Source organism: Flavobacterium enshiense, assembly GCF_022836875.1.
Taxonomy (GTDB): Bacteria; Bacteroidota; Bacteroidia; order Flavobacteriales; family Flavobacteriaceae; genus Flavobacterium; species Flavobacterium enshiense_A.
On sequence record NZ_CP090376.1, the window covers coordinates 2,989,115 to 3,006,784 of the forward strand.

Here is a 17,670-nt window from a genome sequence, read left to right on the forward strand (position 1 = left end):
ACTTTCTAAAAACAGGGCTTTTGGATTATAACTAAATTAAATTATTTTTTGGCTTTTTTCTGAGCTTCCGCCTGCTCCATCATTTCCTGCATTTTCTTTTGGAACTTGCTTTGCGGTTTGTCTTTCGTTTTATTCTCCTGAATTTTAGCATGGATTTTCTTCTCGTCTACAATGTAGTTTTTAATCACTAACATGATACCGATAGTAATGGTGTTTGAAATAAAGTAATACAAACTTAATCCGGATGCATAATTGTTAAAGAAGAACAACATCATGATTGGTGAAACGTAAAGCATCACTTTCATAATTTTACCCATATCAGGCATACCTTCCTGTTGTGGAGCCGACATTTGCTGATCTCCTGTTGTCATTTTCATATAGAAGAAAATAGCAATCGAAGCCAAAATCGGAAACAAACTTACGTGACTTCCGTAGAACGGAATATTGAAAGGCAATTCTAAAATCGAATCATAAGACGATAAGTCATCTGCCCAAAGGAAACTCTTCTGACGTAAATCGAACATAGACGGGAAGAACTGGAATAAGGCGTAGAACACAGGAATCTGCATAAGTGCCGGTAAACATCCTGCCATAGGATTCACACCTGCCTTACCATACAATTTCATGGTTTCCTGTTGTTTCTTCATCGGATCCTTACCGAATTTCTCATTAAGTTCAGCAATTTCCGGACGTAATACTTTCATCTTTGCCTGAGACAGGTAAGACTTATACGTTACCGGAGACATTACCAAACGAACCAACATGGTAAAAATCACAATGGCAATTCCATGAGGTAGGAACCCACTCAAGAATCCGTAAGCGGGAATGAAAACATAACGGTTAATCCAGCCGAAAATTCCCCAGCCCAAAGGCATTACTTCGTCAAGGTTTTTATCGTAAGAATTCAGAATCTTGTAATCTGCCGGTCCGTAGTACCAGTTCATGGCATAGTTTAACTCTCCGTTTTTAAATTCCAACGGTAATTTAGCCGAGAAATTTTTAGTATAAACTGTGTCTTTTTCCTCATCATTAACAAGGTTTTCCGATTTTAACTGCGCTTCTTTAATTGGAGTTTCTGTCAATAAAATGGAAGTGAACAAATCCTGTTTGAAAGCCACATATGTTAAGTTTTCTGCAGTAGTTTCATCCAATTTACTTGCTGCACTTAAATAGTTGTCCTTTCCGTCTTCGTATTCATAAACGATTTCAGTATATCGGTTTTCATACGTTACACTTTTCTCATTACGATACGCTTTCAACTGCCAGTCTAAATCAAGCGGTTTTGAAGTATTGATTACATTGTTTAAGCCTTGGGTACGAATGGAAAAATCCATCATATATTCCTTTGGTTTCAACACATAACGATACTCTAAGAATTGGTTGGCTCCCGCTTTTAAACGCATGGTTACCACCTGATTCTCCCCTTCTTTTGTCAGAGTAGGTTCGAAATATAAATCTTTGGTATTTAAAACACGATTGTCTTTGGTCTGCAACTGAAGATTAAGGTTGGCATTATTGTTTTTGATAATCTCAACCGGTTTTTCAGAACCTTTTTCAAATTGCTCGAAACCATTTACCTTAACTTCAACGATATAACCACCTTTATTGGCTATTTTTAGGGTTAAGACTTCGTTTTTCAGTTCGGTAACATTTTCTTTTGCTGAAGGTAATGATGCCGAATAAGCGAAAGCCCCTAAAGATCCCTGTAATGCTTTTATTTTCAGGGAATCGGTTTGAGTCGAATCACTAATTACTGCAGCAACGGTTTGCTCTTTTGCTTTTTCTGCCTTTTCGGTTGTTGCTTTTTTGGCATCTTCTGCCATTGATTTTTTCTCATCGGAGATGTTATTGTACATCATCCAAATCATTAAACCGGCAATTAACACAAATCCAAAGATGGTTTTAACATCTAATTTTTTTTCTTCCATTTTTAATTTAGCTTTAAGCGTTAGGCTTTTAGCAGTAAGCGATTCGTTAGTCTAAAATTTTTATAATTCGTTACTGAACAAGTCTTAATTCCTTGTTTTTAGCAACCAACTTTATTTTTAACTGCAGCAGCCACAAAGTTTACGAACAACGGATGTGGATTTGCTACTGTACTCTTATATTCCGGATGGTATTGTACACCGATGAAGAACGGATGGTTTTCTAACTCAACAATCTCTACCAAACCGGTATCCGGATTAACTCCTGTTGCTTTCAGACCGGCTGCTTCAAGTTCGTTCAGATATTCTCCGTTGAATTCATAACGATGACGGTGACGCTCTAAAATATCGGTTTTACCGTAGATTCTGTGCGCTAATGTATTTTCTTTCAATTGACATTTCCAAGCACCTAAACGCATAGTTCCACCTTTATCGGTAATGTTTTTCTGCTCTTCCATGATGCTGATTACCGGATGAGCTGTACTTTCGTTCATCTCTGTCGAGTTCGCATCTTTAAATCCTAAAACATTTCTTGAATATTCAATTACAGCCATTTGCATTCCCAAACAGATTCCTAAGAACGGAATTTTGTTTTCCCTTGCATAGCGAACTGTTTCGATTTTACCTTCTATTCCGCGACCACCAAACCCAGGAGCAACCAAAATACCGTCCAAACCTTTCAATTGACTTTCCGCTGTTTTAGCATCCAGGTATTCTGAATGGATACTTACCACGTTTACTTTGGTTTCATTTGTCGCACCTGCGTGGATAAAGGCTTCCAAAATAGATTTGTATGAATCCTGTAGTTCCACATATTTACCAACCAAACCGATATTTACTTCGTGTTTAGGGTTTTTCAGTTTATGCAGAAACTCATTCCAGTTCAATAAATCCGGTAAATTTTTCTCCGGTAAATCCAGTTTTTTTAATGCAACTTTATCCAATCCTTCTTCCAACATAAGATTTGGAACATCATAAATAGTTGATGCATCGATTGACTGAATAACCGCTTCTTTCTTCACATTACAAAACAACGCTAATTTCTGACGCAAGTCCTGTGATAATTCATGCTCTGTACGACAAACAAGGATATCGGCTTTAATTCCGCTTTCCATCAACGTTTTCACGGAATGCTGTGTTGGTTTTGTTTTTAACTCACCAGCCGCTGCCAAGTAAGGTACCAACGTTAAGTGAATTACTATTCCGTTGTTTTCACCTAATTCCCATACCAATTGACGTACAGATTCTATATATGGTAATGATTCAATATCACCTACAGTTCCACCAATTTCAGTAATCACAATGTCATAATCACCTGATTTACCAAGCAACTGCATACGCTCCTTGATTTCATTGGTGATGTGAGGAACTACCTGAACTGTTTTACCCAAAAACTCTCCACGACGCTCTTTTTCAATCACAGAAAGATACACTCTTCCGGTGGTTACGTTGTTCGCCTGAGATGTCGGAACATTCAAAAATCTTTCGTAATGCCCTAAATCCAAATCGGTTTCAGCTCCGTCATCTGTTACATAACATTCACCATGTTCGTATGGATTTAAAGTTCCCGGATCCACATTAAGATACGGATCGAATTTCTGAATGGTTGTTCTGTACCCTCTTGCCTGCAATAATTTTGCTAAAGAAGCCGCAATAATCCCTTTTCCTAAAGAAGAACTTACGCCCCCTGTAACAAAAATATACTTCGTCTGATTCATTGTGTATTGTTTATTGTGTGTTGTGTTGTTGTTTAAAAAAACCTGGCAAAAATACGATTATAATTCGATTTTTGAATTGTTGAATTCTCAGATTTTTAGAAAATAACGAATAATTAACTATTCCTGTTAAACATTTAGGCTTATTAGACATTCTTAGGCTTCGAAAAATCTGAATTCTTTAAAAATTCACAGTATATAAAACCTAAAACATTAACGTATTTTAACGAATCTAACTACCTAAGTATCTCTAACAAATTAAAACGTCTATTTTGGTTTCGGAAAGTTTCTGCGGATGTTTCTCACGAGTTCTTCCAACCCGTTTAGTTTGAGCTCATAAACCAATTGCAACTGTTCGCCAAGTTGTCCTTTTGGAAAACCTTTATTCTGATACCAAACCACATAATATTCGGGCAGGTCAATAAGAAAATACCCTTCGTATTTTCCGAAGGGCATTTTTGTATGTGCGAGTTTTATTAAAAGTTTTTGTTGACTGTCCACTTTATTACTTCCAATTAAAAACAACTTCCTTTTTAATATCCGGATGCAAACTAAAAAGAACCGGACATGTCATCGCTGTTTTTTCAAGAATGGTACTGGTTTTATCATCGGCAGCAACATTCATTTGAAAGGTAATTTGAATTTCAATAATTCGTCTTGGATCGGCCGCCATTATTTTGGTTACCTCGGCAGTCGACCCGGAAAAATCAACTTCCAAATCACGGGCTTTGATTCCCATTACAGTAAACATACAAGTAGCCAATGCGTTCGCTACGGAATCCGTCGGAGAAAAAGCCTCTCCTTTACCGTTATTATCCGTTGGAGCATCAGTAATAATTGTATTCCCGGATTGTAAATGTACAGACGACGTTCTCAAATCGCCAAGGTACGTTACTTTTGAAGTTGCCATTATTTCGCTTCTTTTAAAGTTAAATCTTCGTCGTAATATAATAAATAAACGCCTTTATTATAGTACCCTCCTTCGATGTTTGCATAGTTGAACTTACTTTCAATCTGTTCAGAAGCTTTTTCGTTTACTGATTCTTTATAACCACCGTCCTGGAACAATCTCAAAATCACATCAAAAGTTACATCAAAACCTCTGGTTGCAAAACGATTAGGGAAGATATTATTTTTCTTTTTGAACACTTTTGCAAAAATAGCCGCCTGTGGTGTTTCATTATCTCTTGATACCGACGGATACAGCAATTTCAACCTTGTCAATTTACTCAACGGAATCTCTTCAAAATCAAGCGTTTCATTTTTCTCCAAAGTCACCAGTTGCACCTGATACTCAGAAGTCGCACTAACCAATATATTGCAAGTACTCAACACCATTCCGGTTTTTTCCGATTCAAGAATCACATAATTGATTCGATCTTTAACCATCAGACTTTTGATATTCTCTAAAGTCGGCACACCTTTATCATTGATTTCTGCAATTTTCACCGAAGGGTAATTTTCGGTAATATATTGCTTTGCACTTCCTTTTTTAGGATCGATAACAGCGATAATATTCCCGTTTTTCTCCATCATGAAATCGAACATTTTACGCTTCACATCCAACGCATTCGGCATCGCCTGAAACAAATTGGAAAAAGGCTTTCCTCTTTCGTTTGATAATGGTGAAATTACCGGAGTATTGTATTTTTCGAGTAATGAAGCAGTGGTTTCCACATGATTTTGGAAAAACGGCCCAATAACAGCATCGGTTCTAGAAAAATCATTTGAGCTGATCACTGATGCAATAGCAGATGAATTTTTAGTCTCTTCCGAATCAAAAATTTTAACCGTAAGCGGTAATCCAAGCGTTTTAGCCGAATCGATCGCAATCAAAGCACCGGCATAAAAATCCAGTGTCATGTTCAGGAACTTGTCCTTTTTAAGTCTTTCCGTAACTGAATTCACAGAATCCGCTTCGATTTTTTCAATGTGGAACGGCAACAACAAAACCAATTCTTTACTTTCCTGCTTATTGATGGTTTTTGAAATATCCATTTGCTGTTTGTTAGGAGCAATCTGGTTGAACTTGGCACCAGACGGTACTTTGATAACCATACCAGTTTTAACTCCGTTAGCCAATTCAGGATTCACTGCCAACAATTGTTCCTGGCTAATCCCTGCCCCTCTTGTTAAACTGTACAATGTCTCTTTTGGCTGAACGGTATAATCATTATACTGTACTATTTGTTTAGGCTGTACTACTGGAGCTTTTGCAACAACCGGTGTATTTTTGTTAAGACGTAATTTTTGACCGATTTCCAGATTTTCTTTTATTTCAGGATTTAAAGTCTCAAGTTCTTCAACAGACAAACCATTCTTTTTAGCAATTCCGAATTTAGTTTCCTTCGGTTCTACCGTATGATATTTCGGTGATAATGCTACAACTGGTTTAACAGTTTCAGGTTTATTTACTTTTTTTGTGGTAAAAACCACTATCGACTGTCCTAATTTCAATCCTTCCTTTTCAATGTCGGGATTGTTTATATTAATCGATTCTACTGTAGTATCATATTTCTTCGCGATACTGAAGACAGTTTCTTTTGCTTCAACCACATGATAAACACGTGTTTCTTTACCGGTTGGCTTCGGTGTTTCTTTACTTGTTGACTTTGGAGTCTCTTTTATTGGAGTTTTAGCCGCCTGTCCTGCTTTTGCAGGAATTAAAAGCACCGCATTTTCATTCACACCATTTTTGGCATTCGGATTTAATTTATAAATATCTTCCGGCGCCACATTGTATTTTTTGGCTATCGAATAGGCAGTTTCACCTTTGGCAACTTTGTGCTCTTTGGTCTGCGAAAAAGCAGAAACTGAAACTAATAAAGCAGTAGACAATCCTAAAAAAAAGTGCTTCATATGGTATTTTTTAAAACGAACAAGTCGTCACAAAGTTATAGATTGTAACGACTTAATTCCTATTTTTCTTAATTATTTTATTCCCACTCAATCGTGGCCGGCGGTTTCGAACTGATATCGTATACGACTCTGTTCACCCCTTTTACCTTATTGATAATCTCGTTTGATATTTTCATTAAGAAGTCATACGGTAAGTGTACCCAGTCAGCTGTCATTCCGTCTGTAGATTCTACAGCACGTAAGGCAACCACTTTTTCATAAGTACGCTCATCACCCATTACCCCAACACTGTTTACCGGCAACAAGATTGCTCCTGCCTGCCAAACTTTGTTGTATAAACCGTGGGTTTTTAATCCTTCTGTAAAAATATAATCCACTTCCTGAAGAATTCTCACTTTCTCCGGAGTAATATCTCCTAAGATACGGATTGACAATCCCGGTCCAGGGAAAGGATGTCTTCCCAATAATTCCGGATCAATTCCTAAAGTTGCTCCTACTCTGCGCACTTCGTCTTTGAACAACATACGTAAAGGTTCAGCAATTTTCAGTTTCATGAAATCCGGCAAACCACCAACGTTGTGATGCGATTTAATAGTTGCAGAAGGTCCTTTTACCGAAACCGATTCGATTACGTCCGGATAAATTGTTCCCTGCGCCAACCATTTTACATCTTCGATAAGATGTGCCTCGTCGTCAAACACTTCGATAAACACACGTCCAATGATTTTTCTTTTTGTTTCCGGATCTTCCACTCCGGCTAATTCAGACAAAAATCGTTCAGAGGCATCTACTCCTTTAACGTTTAAGCCCATTCCTTTATATTGGTTCAATACGTTCTCGAATTCATTCTTACGCAATAAACCGTTATTTACGAAAATACAATATAGATTTGTGCCAACTGCTTTGTTCAATAAAACTGCAGCCACCGTTGAATCCACTCCTCCTGAAAGTCCAAGAACTACTTTATCGTCCTTGATCTTCTCTTTCATTTCGGCTACGATTTCTTCAACGAAAGCATTTGGAGTAAAGTTCTGAGGCACTTCAGCAATCTTAACCAAGAAGTTTTCCAACATTTGTTTTCCGTCTGTTGAATGATAAACCTCCGGGTGGAACTGGATAGCATAAGTAGTCTCGCCATCGATACGGTATGCAGCATTTTCAACATCTTTAGTCGATGCTAAACGAACACCGTTTGTCGGCATTTGCTTGATAGTATCACTGTGACTCATCCAAACCTGACTGTGAAGATCTACATTATCAAAGAAAAGTTCGTTCTCTTTAATAAACGATAAATTAGCTCTACCGTATTCGCGAATGTTTGAAGGCGCCACTTCCCCACCACTGAAATGGGCCAGATACTGAGCACCGTAACAAACTGCCAACAAAGGCATTTTACCACGAATTTGGGATAAATCAGGATGTGGCGCATCTTCTGCACGAACAGAAAAAGGACTTCCTGATAGAATTACCGCTTTATAACTTGACAAATCATCCGGGAAATGATTAAAAGGAAAAATTTCGCAGAATATGTTTAATTCGCGAACCCTACGCGCAATAAGCTGAGTGTATTGCGATCCGAAATCTAAAATAAGTACATTGTGTTGCATGTGCAAAAATAGTTATTTCTGTGAAAATGAAAAATTAAAAATTTGAAAGATTTAAGTAATGTAAATTATCCTGAAAAAATGTATTTTCGCAACATGATGACAACCAATGAAATTGAAGCACTTAAAGAACTTTTAGCTTCCCCTAAAAAAATAGCAATTATTCCTCACCGAAACCCTGACGGAGACGCAATGGGCTCTACGTTAGGACTATATCATTTTCTGACTCAAAAGAAACATGACGTTTCGGTAATCTCTCCTAACGAGTTCCCGAATTTTTTGGCCTGGATGCCTGACGCTGAAAAAGTCATGATTTTTGAAAAAAACACCGAAAATTGCACTGAAAAATTAAATCAGGCGGATATTATTTTCACACTTGATTTCAATGCTCTGCACCGCGTTGGCGATTTCATGCAGGCTAGTTTGGAGAAACTGGACAAAACATTTGTGATGATTGACCATCATCAGTCGCCGGACAGTTATTCCAAATTCACATTTTCAGATACCGGATATGGCTCTACCTGCGAAATGGTGTACCACTTTATTCATCAGTTAGGAGGAGAAAATCTGATAAACAAAACCGTTGCCACCTGTATTTATACCGGTATTGTTACCGATTCGGGATCGTTCCGTTTTCCATTGACTACCAGCACAACACACCGCGTTGTAGCGGATTTGATTGACAAAGGAGTTGAGAATTCAAAAATACACAACCTTCTTTTTGACACAAGCTCATACAATCGCCTGCAATTATTAGGTCGCGCTCTGCAAAACATGAAACTCTTACCGGAGTACAAAACGTCATATATCACATTGAGTCAGGAAGAATTGGACATGTTTCGCTATGCAAAAGGCGATACGGAAGGAATTGTTAATTACGGATTATCATTAAAAGGATTCGACTTTACCGCAATTTTTATCGAAAACAAAGAAGAAGGCCTTATCAAAATATCGTTCCGTTCTCAAGGAGCCTTTGATGTGAATCAATTTGCAAGAAATCATTTTAGCGGAGGCGGCCATATTAATGCTGCGGGAGGAAAATCCGATTTATCGATGGAAGAAACGATAAAACAATTTATTGCTATTTTAGCATCGGAAAAGAAAACAACTGACGAAACAGTCCTTACTTAAAAAGCGGCTCATACTTTTAAAATGTCAGTTTAAAAATTGAATTATGAAAAAAATACATATATACGGAGTTATGCTTTCCGGATTATTGTTTGCCTGCTGCACTCAGCAACAGGAAGCCAGAAAACCAGTTTCGCATTCGTCGGGGACTTTTATTAAAGAGTCTATCGAACGAAACAAGAAGCTTATAAACAACGAAGAAACCTTAATTGCCAACATCATCAAAAAAGATACGGCTAATGATTATATCGCTTCACCAAAAGGGTATTGGTATTATTACAATGTAAAAAGCGATACTGCAACCGTGACTCCTAAAAAAGGAGATATCGCCGTTTTTGATTACGAAGTGACGGATTTGTCCGGCAATGTTATCTATACAGCGGAAGAGCTTCAAACCCAGAATTACGTTGTAGACAAACAACATATTATGATGGGATTACGCGATGGTATCAAACTGATGAAAAAAGGAGAAAAAGTTACTTTCCTTTTCCCTTCACACATGGCTTATGGCTATCATGGTGATAACGAAAAAATCGGAACCAACCAACCTGTCATCTGCACCGTAACATTAAATGATTTTAGACCAGGATCTGTAAAACCTTAATTTTCCAAACATACTATTTATCAATTGTAATGAAAAAAACATATACCGGTATTCTTTTACTATTTACCGCTCTATTATTTTCCTGTAAAAACAATCACGACAATTTACAAGACGGCTTATATGCCACTATTGAAACACCCAAAGGAGATATCGTTGTTTCCCTGGAATACACGAAAGCTCCCGTGACTGTTGCAAATTTCGTAACACTGGCCGAAGGAAAAAACCCATTTGTGGCTGCTCAATACAAGGGAAAGCCTTTTTATGACGGGTTAACATTTCACCGTGTAATTCCGGATTTCATGATTCAGGGAGGAGATCCTGACGGAACAGGAAACGGTGGTCCGGGATATAAATTCAAAGATGAAATCGACACTACATTAAAACATGATAACAGCGGTATTTTATCGATGGCCAACGCTGGTCCGAACACCAACGGAAGTCAGTTTTTCATAACACATTCTGCTCAACCTCACCTTGATGGCGTTCATACCATTTTCGGAAAGGTAGTCGAAGGAATGGACGTTGTGGCTGCCATTGATAATAATGATGAAATCACAAAAGTAACCATCATACGAAAAGGAGCTGAAGCTTCTGCCTTCGATGCCTTGAAAGTTTTCAAAAACTATTACGATACAGAAGCAGTTGAACTGAAGAAAATTGCTGAAAAAACAGCCAAAATCAAAACGGATAAATTAGCCGAATTTGCTTCTTTAAGAACAAAAGCCGTTAAAACTGAATCCGGATTGGAATACGTTTTTATTACAAAAGGGAATCAGCCAAAATTAGCTCCGGGAACCAATGTACTGTTCAGTTATGCAGGATATTTTGAAAATGGCGAGCTTTTTGATACCAACTACAAAGATGTGGCCGAATTATTCGGAACATATGACAAGATGAGAGATGAGCAAGGAGGCTATAGTCCTTTTCCTTTTGAATATGGAAAAAAAGAAGGTCTGATTCCGGGGTTCATTGAAGGAATGGAAAAAATGTCTACTGGAGACAAATTGCTTTTATTTATCCCTTCGTATCTGGCTTACGGCGAAAGAGGAGCACAGCCTATAATTCCGCCGAATACGAATCTTATTTTTGAAATCGAATTATCTGCAAAAAAATAATTTAACCAAGGGAAAAATCCTGAAAATCCCGGCGTAATGCAAAAAGAGTAAGGCAATACAACTATAAAATATGAAAAACAAAATTCTGCTTTTACTGTTTTTGGGAATGATGAGTGGTTATGCTCAAAAAACTAAAAAGTCGACTACATCAAAGGCAAAAACAACTACTACAGCTGCCACAAGTTCAAACGATGGACTTTTCGCTGCTATTGAAACCAACAAAGGAACAATCACCCTAAAATTAGAATACCAAAAAACGCCTGTTACGGTTGCTAACTTTGTTGCTTTAGCCGAAGGAAATAATCCAATTGTAGCCGAGCAATTTAAAGGAAAACCTTTTTATGACGGATTGAAATTTCACCGTGTGATCAAAGATTTCATGATTCAGGGAGGAGACCCACTTGGAACAGGAGCAGGAGATCCCGGATATAAATTTAAAGACGAAATTGACCCGACTTTAAACCATACTAAAGGTGGAATCCTATCGATGGCAAATTCAGGACCGGCAACTAACGGAAGTCAATTCTTCATCACACATAAAGAAACTCCTTGGTTAAACGGCAGACACACTGTCTTTGGAGAAGTTACTCAGGGAATGGATGTTGTGAACAAAATTGAACAAGGCGACAACATCGTTAAAGTTAGCATCATCCGTAAAGGAAAAGAGGCTAAGAAATTCGACGCTGCAAAAGTTTTCGGAGATTACTATGCCAACAAAGCAGAAGACGACAAAAAACAAGCTGCTTTAGAAGAAGAAAAAAGAAAAAAACAAGCAGAACTTGATGCTGTTAAAGACAAAGAATATACTGAAAAATACGGTCAGGTAATGCAAATGAAAAAAGCCGAGTTTGAAAAACTGAAAGCTACAGCTACTACAACTGCAAGCGGCCTGAAGTATGTTATTACAAAAAAAGGAAGCGGTAAAAAACCTGCTGCTGGATCTCAGGTTCAGATTGGTTATGCCGGTTATTTCGAAAACGGTAAGTTATTTGATGCCAGCTTTGAAGACGTTGCCAAATTATACGGGAAACACGATCCGATGCGTGCAGAGCAAGGCGGATACAAAGGTTTCCCTTTCACTTACGGCAACAAATCAGGATTAATCCCAGGCTTCATTGAAGGATTGGAGAACATGAATTCAGGTGACAGAGCCGTAATCTTCATCCCATCCAAATTAGGATACGGGGAAAGAGGTGCCGGAGGTGTCATCCCTCCAAATACCGATTTGATTTTCGAATTGGAAATGAATGAAAATGCTGCTCCTGCAGCTCCAAAACAATAAGTTTGGATTTAAATCAATAAAAAAGGCTCGTAAAATTACGAGCCTTTTTTATTATAGATTATTAAAGTTATCCTGAAAACTTCCAATCAAACTCATCGTTGTTGTTAAATATTGCTCCTACTTCCACTTTTACGATTTCATCAAATTCAGCAATCAGCATCAGCCAATTGTCTTCATTAAAATAACTCACCACGCCATCTTCCTCTACAACTTCCCAAGTCTTATATTCTTTTTGTGGTAATTCATCTTGAATTTCTTTCGGATTCCGGCCAATAACTTTTTTATCGAAAAGTGTTGTTTCAGGATCCGAAACTACGATATATCCTAAGCGAAATTCCTCATCATCATAAAAGGTAAGACGCATTTTATTCTGGTTATACAGATAAACGACATTTTGATCTTCGTCTTTAAACTGTTTACTGGGATTGCCGTACACTGCTACTACATGTTGTTGCTGCATCCCGAAAAGCAACTCTCCTACTCCGTTTTTTGGATTGATATTCATAATTTTTTATTTTATACAAAGGTAAGATTTTAAGAATTGCAGTGAATTGTATTTTTTCCTATTCACAAAAGTTTCTGTAATAGTCCCTTGCGTTTTTGAATATTGCTGAAGCGATGAATTTCAGCACTACAATTTAATAGAATATCATTGTTAAACTACTTACATCGGCTCCTCATAATTTATAAAGGCTATACAGTTACATCAATCCCATTGACGTGTAGCACTAAAACCAACAATCAGGCAAAGCCAAAGTAATAAGACATAAAAAAGCAGACTGAAAATAGTAGCCAACTCTCTTCTCCATCCGCTCGGGTTCCAAATCTGTACCATTGCATAGTAAACCATACCTCCTAAGGCTCCTCCTGCAGTCACTGTAACTAATGGTAAGAACTGCCAAACACCTTGCCAAAACGTCTTCCCGTTCAATACTTCTCCGACAGAAAAAATAATAGACAGAAAAATAATCGCCAATAATAGCGCAATACCAGCGCCTTGTAATACCAACTTACCCAAAGGCTCGTTTGGTAATCTGTAGTGTAATTCATTTTGTGCTTCCATGATTTCAGGATTTACATTAACAATAAAAGTACTTTGAAATACAAAGTAACTAAAAAATAACATTCAACACAATTCATTTTGGAAAAATTTTTGTTCTGCCGGCAACAAAAAAATTGTCATGTTTTTTTGAGAACTAATATCGACCAATTTATTTTTCCACTAACTTTACAGTTCAACAAATTAAAAACCAATCCTTTACAAACCCTACTAATGTTGCTGCGTAAATTAACTGAAATAATTAATCCATTTAACTTGAAAAAACTATGGAACAGCAACTTGAACAAATTCGCGAACAACAAAAAGCTTCCTGGAATAAATTTTCTCCTGGATGGAAAAAATGGGATGACCTTACAATGGATTTTTTAAAACCGATGGGCGATGAAATAATCCGGCTTCTCAATGTAAAAAACAACGATATTGTTTTGGATATTGCAACCGGAACCGGCGAACCGGGTTTAACAATTGCGAGTAAACTGAACGGCGGAAAAGTAATCCTCACCGACCTTGCCGAAGACATGCTGGAAATTGCCAGAGAAAATGCATCATTGAGAGGCATTAAAAATATTGAAACCGTTGTCTGTGATGTTTGTGAGCTTCCTTTTCCTGATAATACCTTTGACGCTATAAGCTGCCGATTTGGTTTCATGTTCTTCCCTGATATGGAACTCGCCGCTAAAGAAATGGTACGCGTACTGAAACCTGGAGGAAAAATTGCAACATCGGTTTGGAACATCCCTGAAAAAAACTTCTGGATCACAGCCATGATGGGGACTATTCATAAAAACATGGAACTTCGACCGCCGCCTCCGGGATTGCCAGGTATGTTTCGGTGCGCCAAAGAAGGAATGATGACAGATTTATTATCACAATCCGGACTGAAAAACGTATCGCAAAATGAAGTTCTCGGAAAATTAAACAGTAAAACAGCAGACAACTACTGGAATATGATTACGGAAATAGCTGCTCCTGTTGTTGCGGCATTAGCTTCTGCAGATGATGCTATGAAAGCAAAAATAAAACAGGAAGTTTACGACCTGGTGAATCAAAAATATCCCGATGGAAATGTTGTTATTGATGCCAGTTCCATTGTCATTTACGGCGAAAAACCTCAAGCATAAAAAAATCCCTCGATTGAGGGATTTTCTTTTAATATTCAAATACTCCGTATTCTGAAGTAATGGTTAACTTTTTAGTTTCGGAAGCTTCAACCCTTCCTATTATTTGTGCGTCTACACCAAATGATTTTGAAATTTCAATAATGTCTTCGGCAATATCGTCCGGAATATATAACTCCATTCTGTGCCCACAGTTAAACACCTGATACATTTCTTTCCAATCCGTACCGGACTGTTCCTGAATCAATTTAAACAAAGGCGGTACGGGGAACAGGTTATCCTTAATAACATGTACGTTATCCACAAAATGCAATACTTTGGTTTGCGCACCACCGCTGCAATGCACCATTCCGTGAATCAGTCCTGCCGAATACTTATCCAATATTGCTTTGATAATTGGTGCATAAGTACGCGTTGGTGAAAGCACTAGTTTACCTGCATCGATCGGAGATCCTTCAACTGCATCGGTAAGTTTCACATTCCCGGAATACACTAAGTCTTTAGGCACCGAAGCATCATAACTTTCAGGATATTTTTCAGCTAAATAATGTGCAAATACGTCATGACGAGCAGATGTTAACCCGTTGGACCCCATTCCACCATTATAGCTTTTTTCATAGTTTGCCTGACCATACGAAGCCAATCCAATGATTACATCTCCAGGCTGAATATGAGCATTATCAACAACTTTAGATCTTTTTATTCGTGCCGTTACGGTAGAATCAACGATGATGGTACGTACCAAATCACCCACGTCTGCCGTTTCACCTCCCGTAGAATGAATTGTCACTCCGAATTCCTTCAATTCCTCAATCAGTTCTTCAGTACCATTGATAATAGCTGAAATCACTTCTCCTGGAATAAGGTTTTTATTTCTCCCGATAGTTGAAGACAACATGATATTATCTGTAGCTCCCACACACAACAAATCATCGATATTCATGATCAACGCGTCCTGTGCAATGCCTTTCCAAACCGAAATATCACCGGTTTCTTTCCAATACATGTAAGCTAACGAAGATTTCGTACCGGCTCCGTCGGCATGCATGATCAAACAATAATGATCGTCATTAGTTAAATGATCGGGAACAATTTTGCAGAAAGCTTTAGGAAACAATCCTTTATCGATGTTTTTTATTGCATTGTGCACATCTTCTTTGGAAGCCGAAACTCCACGAAGGTTATAACGTTGACTGTTATCAGAACTCATGTAATTTATTTGTGTGTTGTGAGGACAAAGATAAAAAGAAGTTAAAAGTTATGAGTGATAAGTGATAAGTTTTTTAACCACTTTAATAAAATTCCATTAAATTTAATCTCCTTATCCCTTATCTCTTTTCCCTCGCCCTTACTTGCTTAAAATCATGATTTCGACTCTGCGATTGGCGAGTGCTTGTTCTTCATTAGCTTCGGGAATAGGGAATTTAGGATGCGATACTCCGAAACCTTTCACTTTCACCCTTTTTTGATCGACTCCGTTTCCTTCCAACACCCTTCTCACCTGCTTGGCTCTTTCAAGGGAAAGATTTCTTCTGTCGGCATCAACGCAACAAATATGTCCCTGCACTTCGATTACCATTGTCGGATTTTTCAACATAACATCAATCAGTTCATCCATGGCAGGTTTTGATGTAGGCATCATCCCAAACGAATTCTGATAGAAAAAAATATTTTTGATTACGATTCGGGTCCCCGGTTTTGCCAAAGCTACTTTTTCTTCCAGAGTCGCATTAGCAGGAAAATGCATATCTTCCTCTTCAATCGGAACAATTTCTGCAACGACTGGCTGCACCGGTTTGATTCCTAAGATTTCTTCTTCACGGGCCAAATCTTTCGACTGGATATAATGGATAACCACTTTTCGGTTTTCCGATTTTATTTTCGACTGATCATGTCCTTCTCCAAAACTTCTGGTTTTAAAATCACCTCTGATCTTTATATGGTTTTTTATGATAACATTATAAATAAAATCCACGCGGCGCTGGGAAAGTGTGTCGTTATGGGCGTTAGTTCCGTCTTCATCTGTAAAACCGTTAATCGCGACTACTTTAGATTCCTTATTGGCTATCATCCAGTCATTCAACAGTGCTATTTGTTTCTTGTTCAAATCATGTTTGTTACTTTCAAAATACACTGTAAACACTTCCTGGGCTGATGCAAAAAACGGAAAAACAAAAAACAGGAATATTAAAACGCGCTTCATAGAATATTTTTTAATTATAACGAATAAACGAAAATAATCTGATAAATAGTTTGAATTTTAATTTTCTATAATTTGAATTTCGACCCTTCTGTTTTCATCCTTTTCGAATTCGTTTCGTTCAGGAATTGGATATAAAGGTCTTGTGCTTCCGAAACCTTTGTATGAAAGCCTATTCTTTTCGATGCCGTTTTCTATCAGATAATTATAAACGGTTTTACAGCGAAGGGTGGAAATATCTTCAACATCCCCTTCGGGCTGACAGCAGATGTGCCCCTGGATTTCAATTTTAAGTTTTGGATTTTGCTTCATGATTTCAAGCAATTCAGCCAAGACCGGTTCTGATCTCGGAAGAACGACTCCCGAACGATTGTAGAAATTAAGGTTTTTCAGTCGGAGTTTATCCCCTACTCTCATCTGAGTAATTTTAGAGGAAAGCTTTTCTTCTTTCAACTGAAAATAAATATCAACTCTGCGATTATCAGCCTGAATTTTTGATTGCTCAAATCTTTTCCCGAAGCCTTTGACTTCAAGCTTGTCAGTCAACAGCATTCCATTACTTCTCAATGCATTTAGAACAAAATTTGCCCTGTGCAAGGCTAATTTATCATTATAATCGTGAGAACCTAAACTATCACAATAACCGTATATTTTCAGTATTTCGGCATTCTTATTCTTTAACATCCAGTCACCAAGCTTTTGATTAGAATCTTGATTTACTTCATAAATATCAAAATCAAAGTAGACTGAAAATTTTTCCTGTGAAAAGGTTTTGGTTATGAAACCGATTAATAATAAAAACACGTACTTTTTCATATTCTTTTTTATACTACGAAATATAATGAAATTTAGCACAAAAAAAGAAAAGCACTTCCCTAAAAAAGAAAAGTGCTTTTCACAATTAAAAAACAAGTGTCCAAAAAATTATAAAAAGTGAGACAGACGATGTCTGTCTCACTTCTCCCTATGGGTTTGGTTTGTTTCTGAGTACAGGAGAAACGTCGGACAAATTATCGAATTTTAGCACAACTGTTGTGCAACATCTTGCCTATTGATAGGT

At 37.5% G+C, this 17,670-nt stretch carries 16 protein-coding genes; 5 read left to right on the forward strand and 11 right to left on the reverse strand.

Annotated features, from left to right (window positions below; genetic code table 11):
- Positions 1-41 precede the first annotated feature (41 nt).
- The 6 genes from yidC to guaA form a co-directional block, all read right to left on the reverse strand.
- The gene (gene yidC / locus LZF87_RS13560; RefSeq protein ID WP_244339770.1) at positions 42-1,928 is read right to left on the reverse strand and encodes a membrane protein insertase YidC; all 1,887 of its coding nucleotides are present in this window, start codon (positions 1,926-1,928) and stop codon (positions 42-44) included.
- A 98-nt stretch (positions 1,929-2,026) separates the two neighbouring features.
- On the reverse strand, positions 2,027-3,643 hold the full coding sequence (locus LZF87_RS13565) for a CTP synthase (RefSeq protein ID WP_244339772.1): 1,617 nt from the start codon (positions 3,641-3,643) through the stop codon (positions 2,027-2,029).
- A gap of 264 nt (positions 3,644-3,907) precedes the next feature.
- Complete coding sequence (locus LZF87_RS13570) at positions 3,908-4,141, reverse strand: DUF3820 family protein (RefSeq protein WP_244339774.1); 234 nt, start codon at positions 4,139-4,141, stop codon at positions 3,908-3,910.
- A gap of 4 nt (positions 4,142-4,145) precedes the next feature.
- Entirely contained in the window at positions 4,146-4,550 is a 405-nt protein-coding gene (locus LZF87_RS13575; RefSeq protein ID WP_244339776.1) for an OsmC family protein, read from the reverse strand.
- A complete protein-coding gene (locus LZF87_RS13580; RefSeq protein WP_244339778.1) occupies positions 4,550-6,499 on the reverse strand; it encodes a LysM peptidoglycan-binding domain-containing protein in 1,950 nt (649 codons plus the stop codon). The genes LZF87_RS13575 and LZF87_RS13580 overlap by 1 nt, the downstream gene beginning before the upstream one ends.
- Positions 6,500-6,576: 77 nt before the next feature.
- Positions 6,577-8,106 (reverse strand): glutamine-hydrolyzing GMP synthase, encoded by a 1,530-nt coding sequence (gene guaA, locus LZF87_RS13585; protein WP_244339780.1) that lies wholly within the window; start codon positions 8,104-8,106, stop codon positions 6,577-6,579.
- Between the two features lie 93 nt (positions 8,107-8,199).
- Here guaA and LZF87_RS13590 point away from each other — a divergent pair, with 93 nt between their 5' ends.
- The 4 genes from LZF87_RS13590 to LZF87_RS13605 all read left to right on the forward strand — a co-directional run bounded on the left by LZF87_RS13590 (position 8,200) and on the right by LZF87_RS13605 (position 12,232).
- A complete protein-coding gene (locus LZF87_RS13590; protein WP_413614304.1) occupies positions 8,200-9,234 on the forward strand; it encodes a DHH family phosphoesterase in 1,035 nt (344 codons plus the stop codon).
- A 43-nt stretch (positions 9,235-9,277) separates the two neighbouring features.
- Positions 9,278-9,835 (forward strand): gliding motility-associated peptidyl-prolyl isomerase GldI, encoded by a 558-nt coding sequence (gldI, locus tag LZF87_RS13595; protein ID WP_244339782.1) that lies wholly within the window; start codon positions 9,278-9,280, stop codon positions 9,833-9,835.
- A gap of 29 nt (positions 9,836-9,864) precedes the next feature.
- Positions 9,865-10,950 (forward strand): peptidylprolyl isomerase, encoded by a 1,086-nt coding sequence (locus LZF87_RS13600; RefSeq protein WP_244339783.1) that lies wholly within the window; start codon positions 9,865-9,867, stop codon positions 10,948-10,950.
- A gap of 70 nt (positions 10,951-11,020) precedes the next feature.
- Complete coding sequence (locus tag LZF87_RS13605) at positions 11,021-12,232, forward strand: peptidylprolyl isomerase (protein WP_244339784.1); 1,212 nt, start codon at positions 11,021-11,023, stop codon at positions 12,230-12,232.
- Between the two features lie 67 nt (positions 12,233-12,299).
- Here LZF87_RS13605 and LZF87_RS13610 read toward each other — a convergent pair whose 3' ends face one another.
- Both LZF87_RS13610 and LZF87_RS13615 read right to left on the reverse strand, forming a co-directional pair.
- Entirely contained in the window at positions 12,300-12,737 is a 438-nt protein-coding gene (locus LZF87_RS13610) for a hypothetical protein (protein WP_244339786.1), read from the reverse strand.
- 201 nt (positions 12,738-12,938) lie between these two features.
- Complete coding sequence (locus LZF87_RS13615) at positions 12,939-13,295, reverse strand: hypothetical protein (RefSeq protein ID WP_244339788.1); 357 nt, start codon at positions 13,293-13,295, stop codon at positions 12,939-12,941.
- Between the two features lie 263 nt (positions 13,296-13,558).
- Between LZF87_RS13615 and LZF87_RS13620 the strand changes: the two genes are divergently transcribed.
- Positions 13,559-14,413, forward strand: coding sequence for a class I SAM-dependent methyltransferase (locus LZF87_RS13620; RefSeq protein WP_244339790.1), 855 nt, complete (start codon positions 13,559-13,561; stop codon positions 14,411-14,413).
- Between the two features lie 28 nt (positions 14,414-14,441).
- On the opposite strand, the gene LZF87_RS13625 is transcribed toward LZF87_RS13620, so the two are convergent.
- The 3 genes from LZF87_RS13625 to LZF87_RS13635 form a co-directional block, all read right to left on the reverse strand.
- Positions 14,442-15,620, reverse strand: coding sequence for an AIR synthase related protein (locus LZF87_RS13625; RefSeq protein ID WP_244339792.1), 1,179 nt, complete (start codon positions 15,618-15,620; stop codon positions 14,442-14,444).
- Between the two features lie 138 nt (positions 15,621-15,758).
- Positions 15,759-16,613, reverse strand: a complete 855-nt coding sequence (locus LZF87_RS13630; protein WP_244339793.1) for an OmpA family protein — start codon at positions 16,611-16,613, stop codon at positions 15,759-15,761.
- 57 nt (positions 16,614-16,670) lie between these two features.
- A complete protein-coding gene (locus LZF87_RS13635; protein WP_244339794.1) occupies positions 16,671-17,426 on the reverse strand; it encodes an OmpA family protein in 756 nt (251 codons plus the stop codon).
- Between the last annotated feature and the right edge of the window lie 244 nt (positions 17,427-17,670).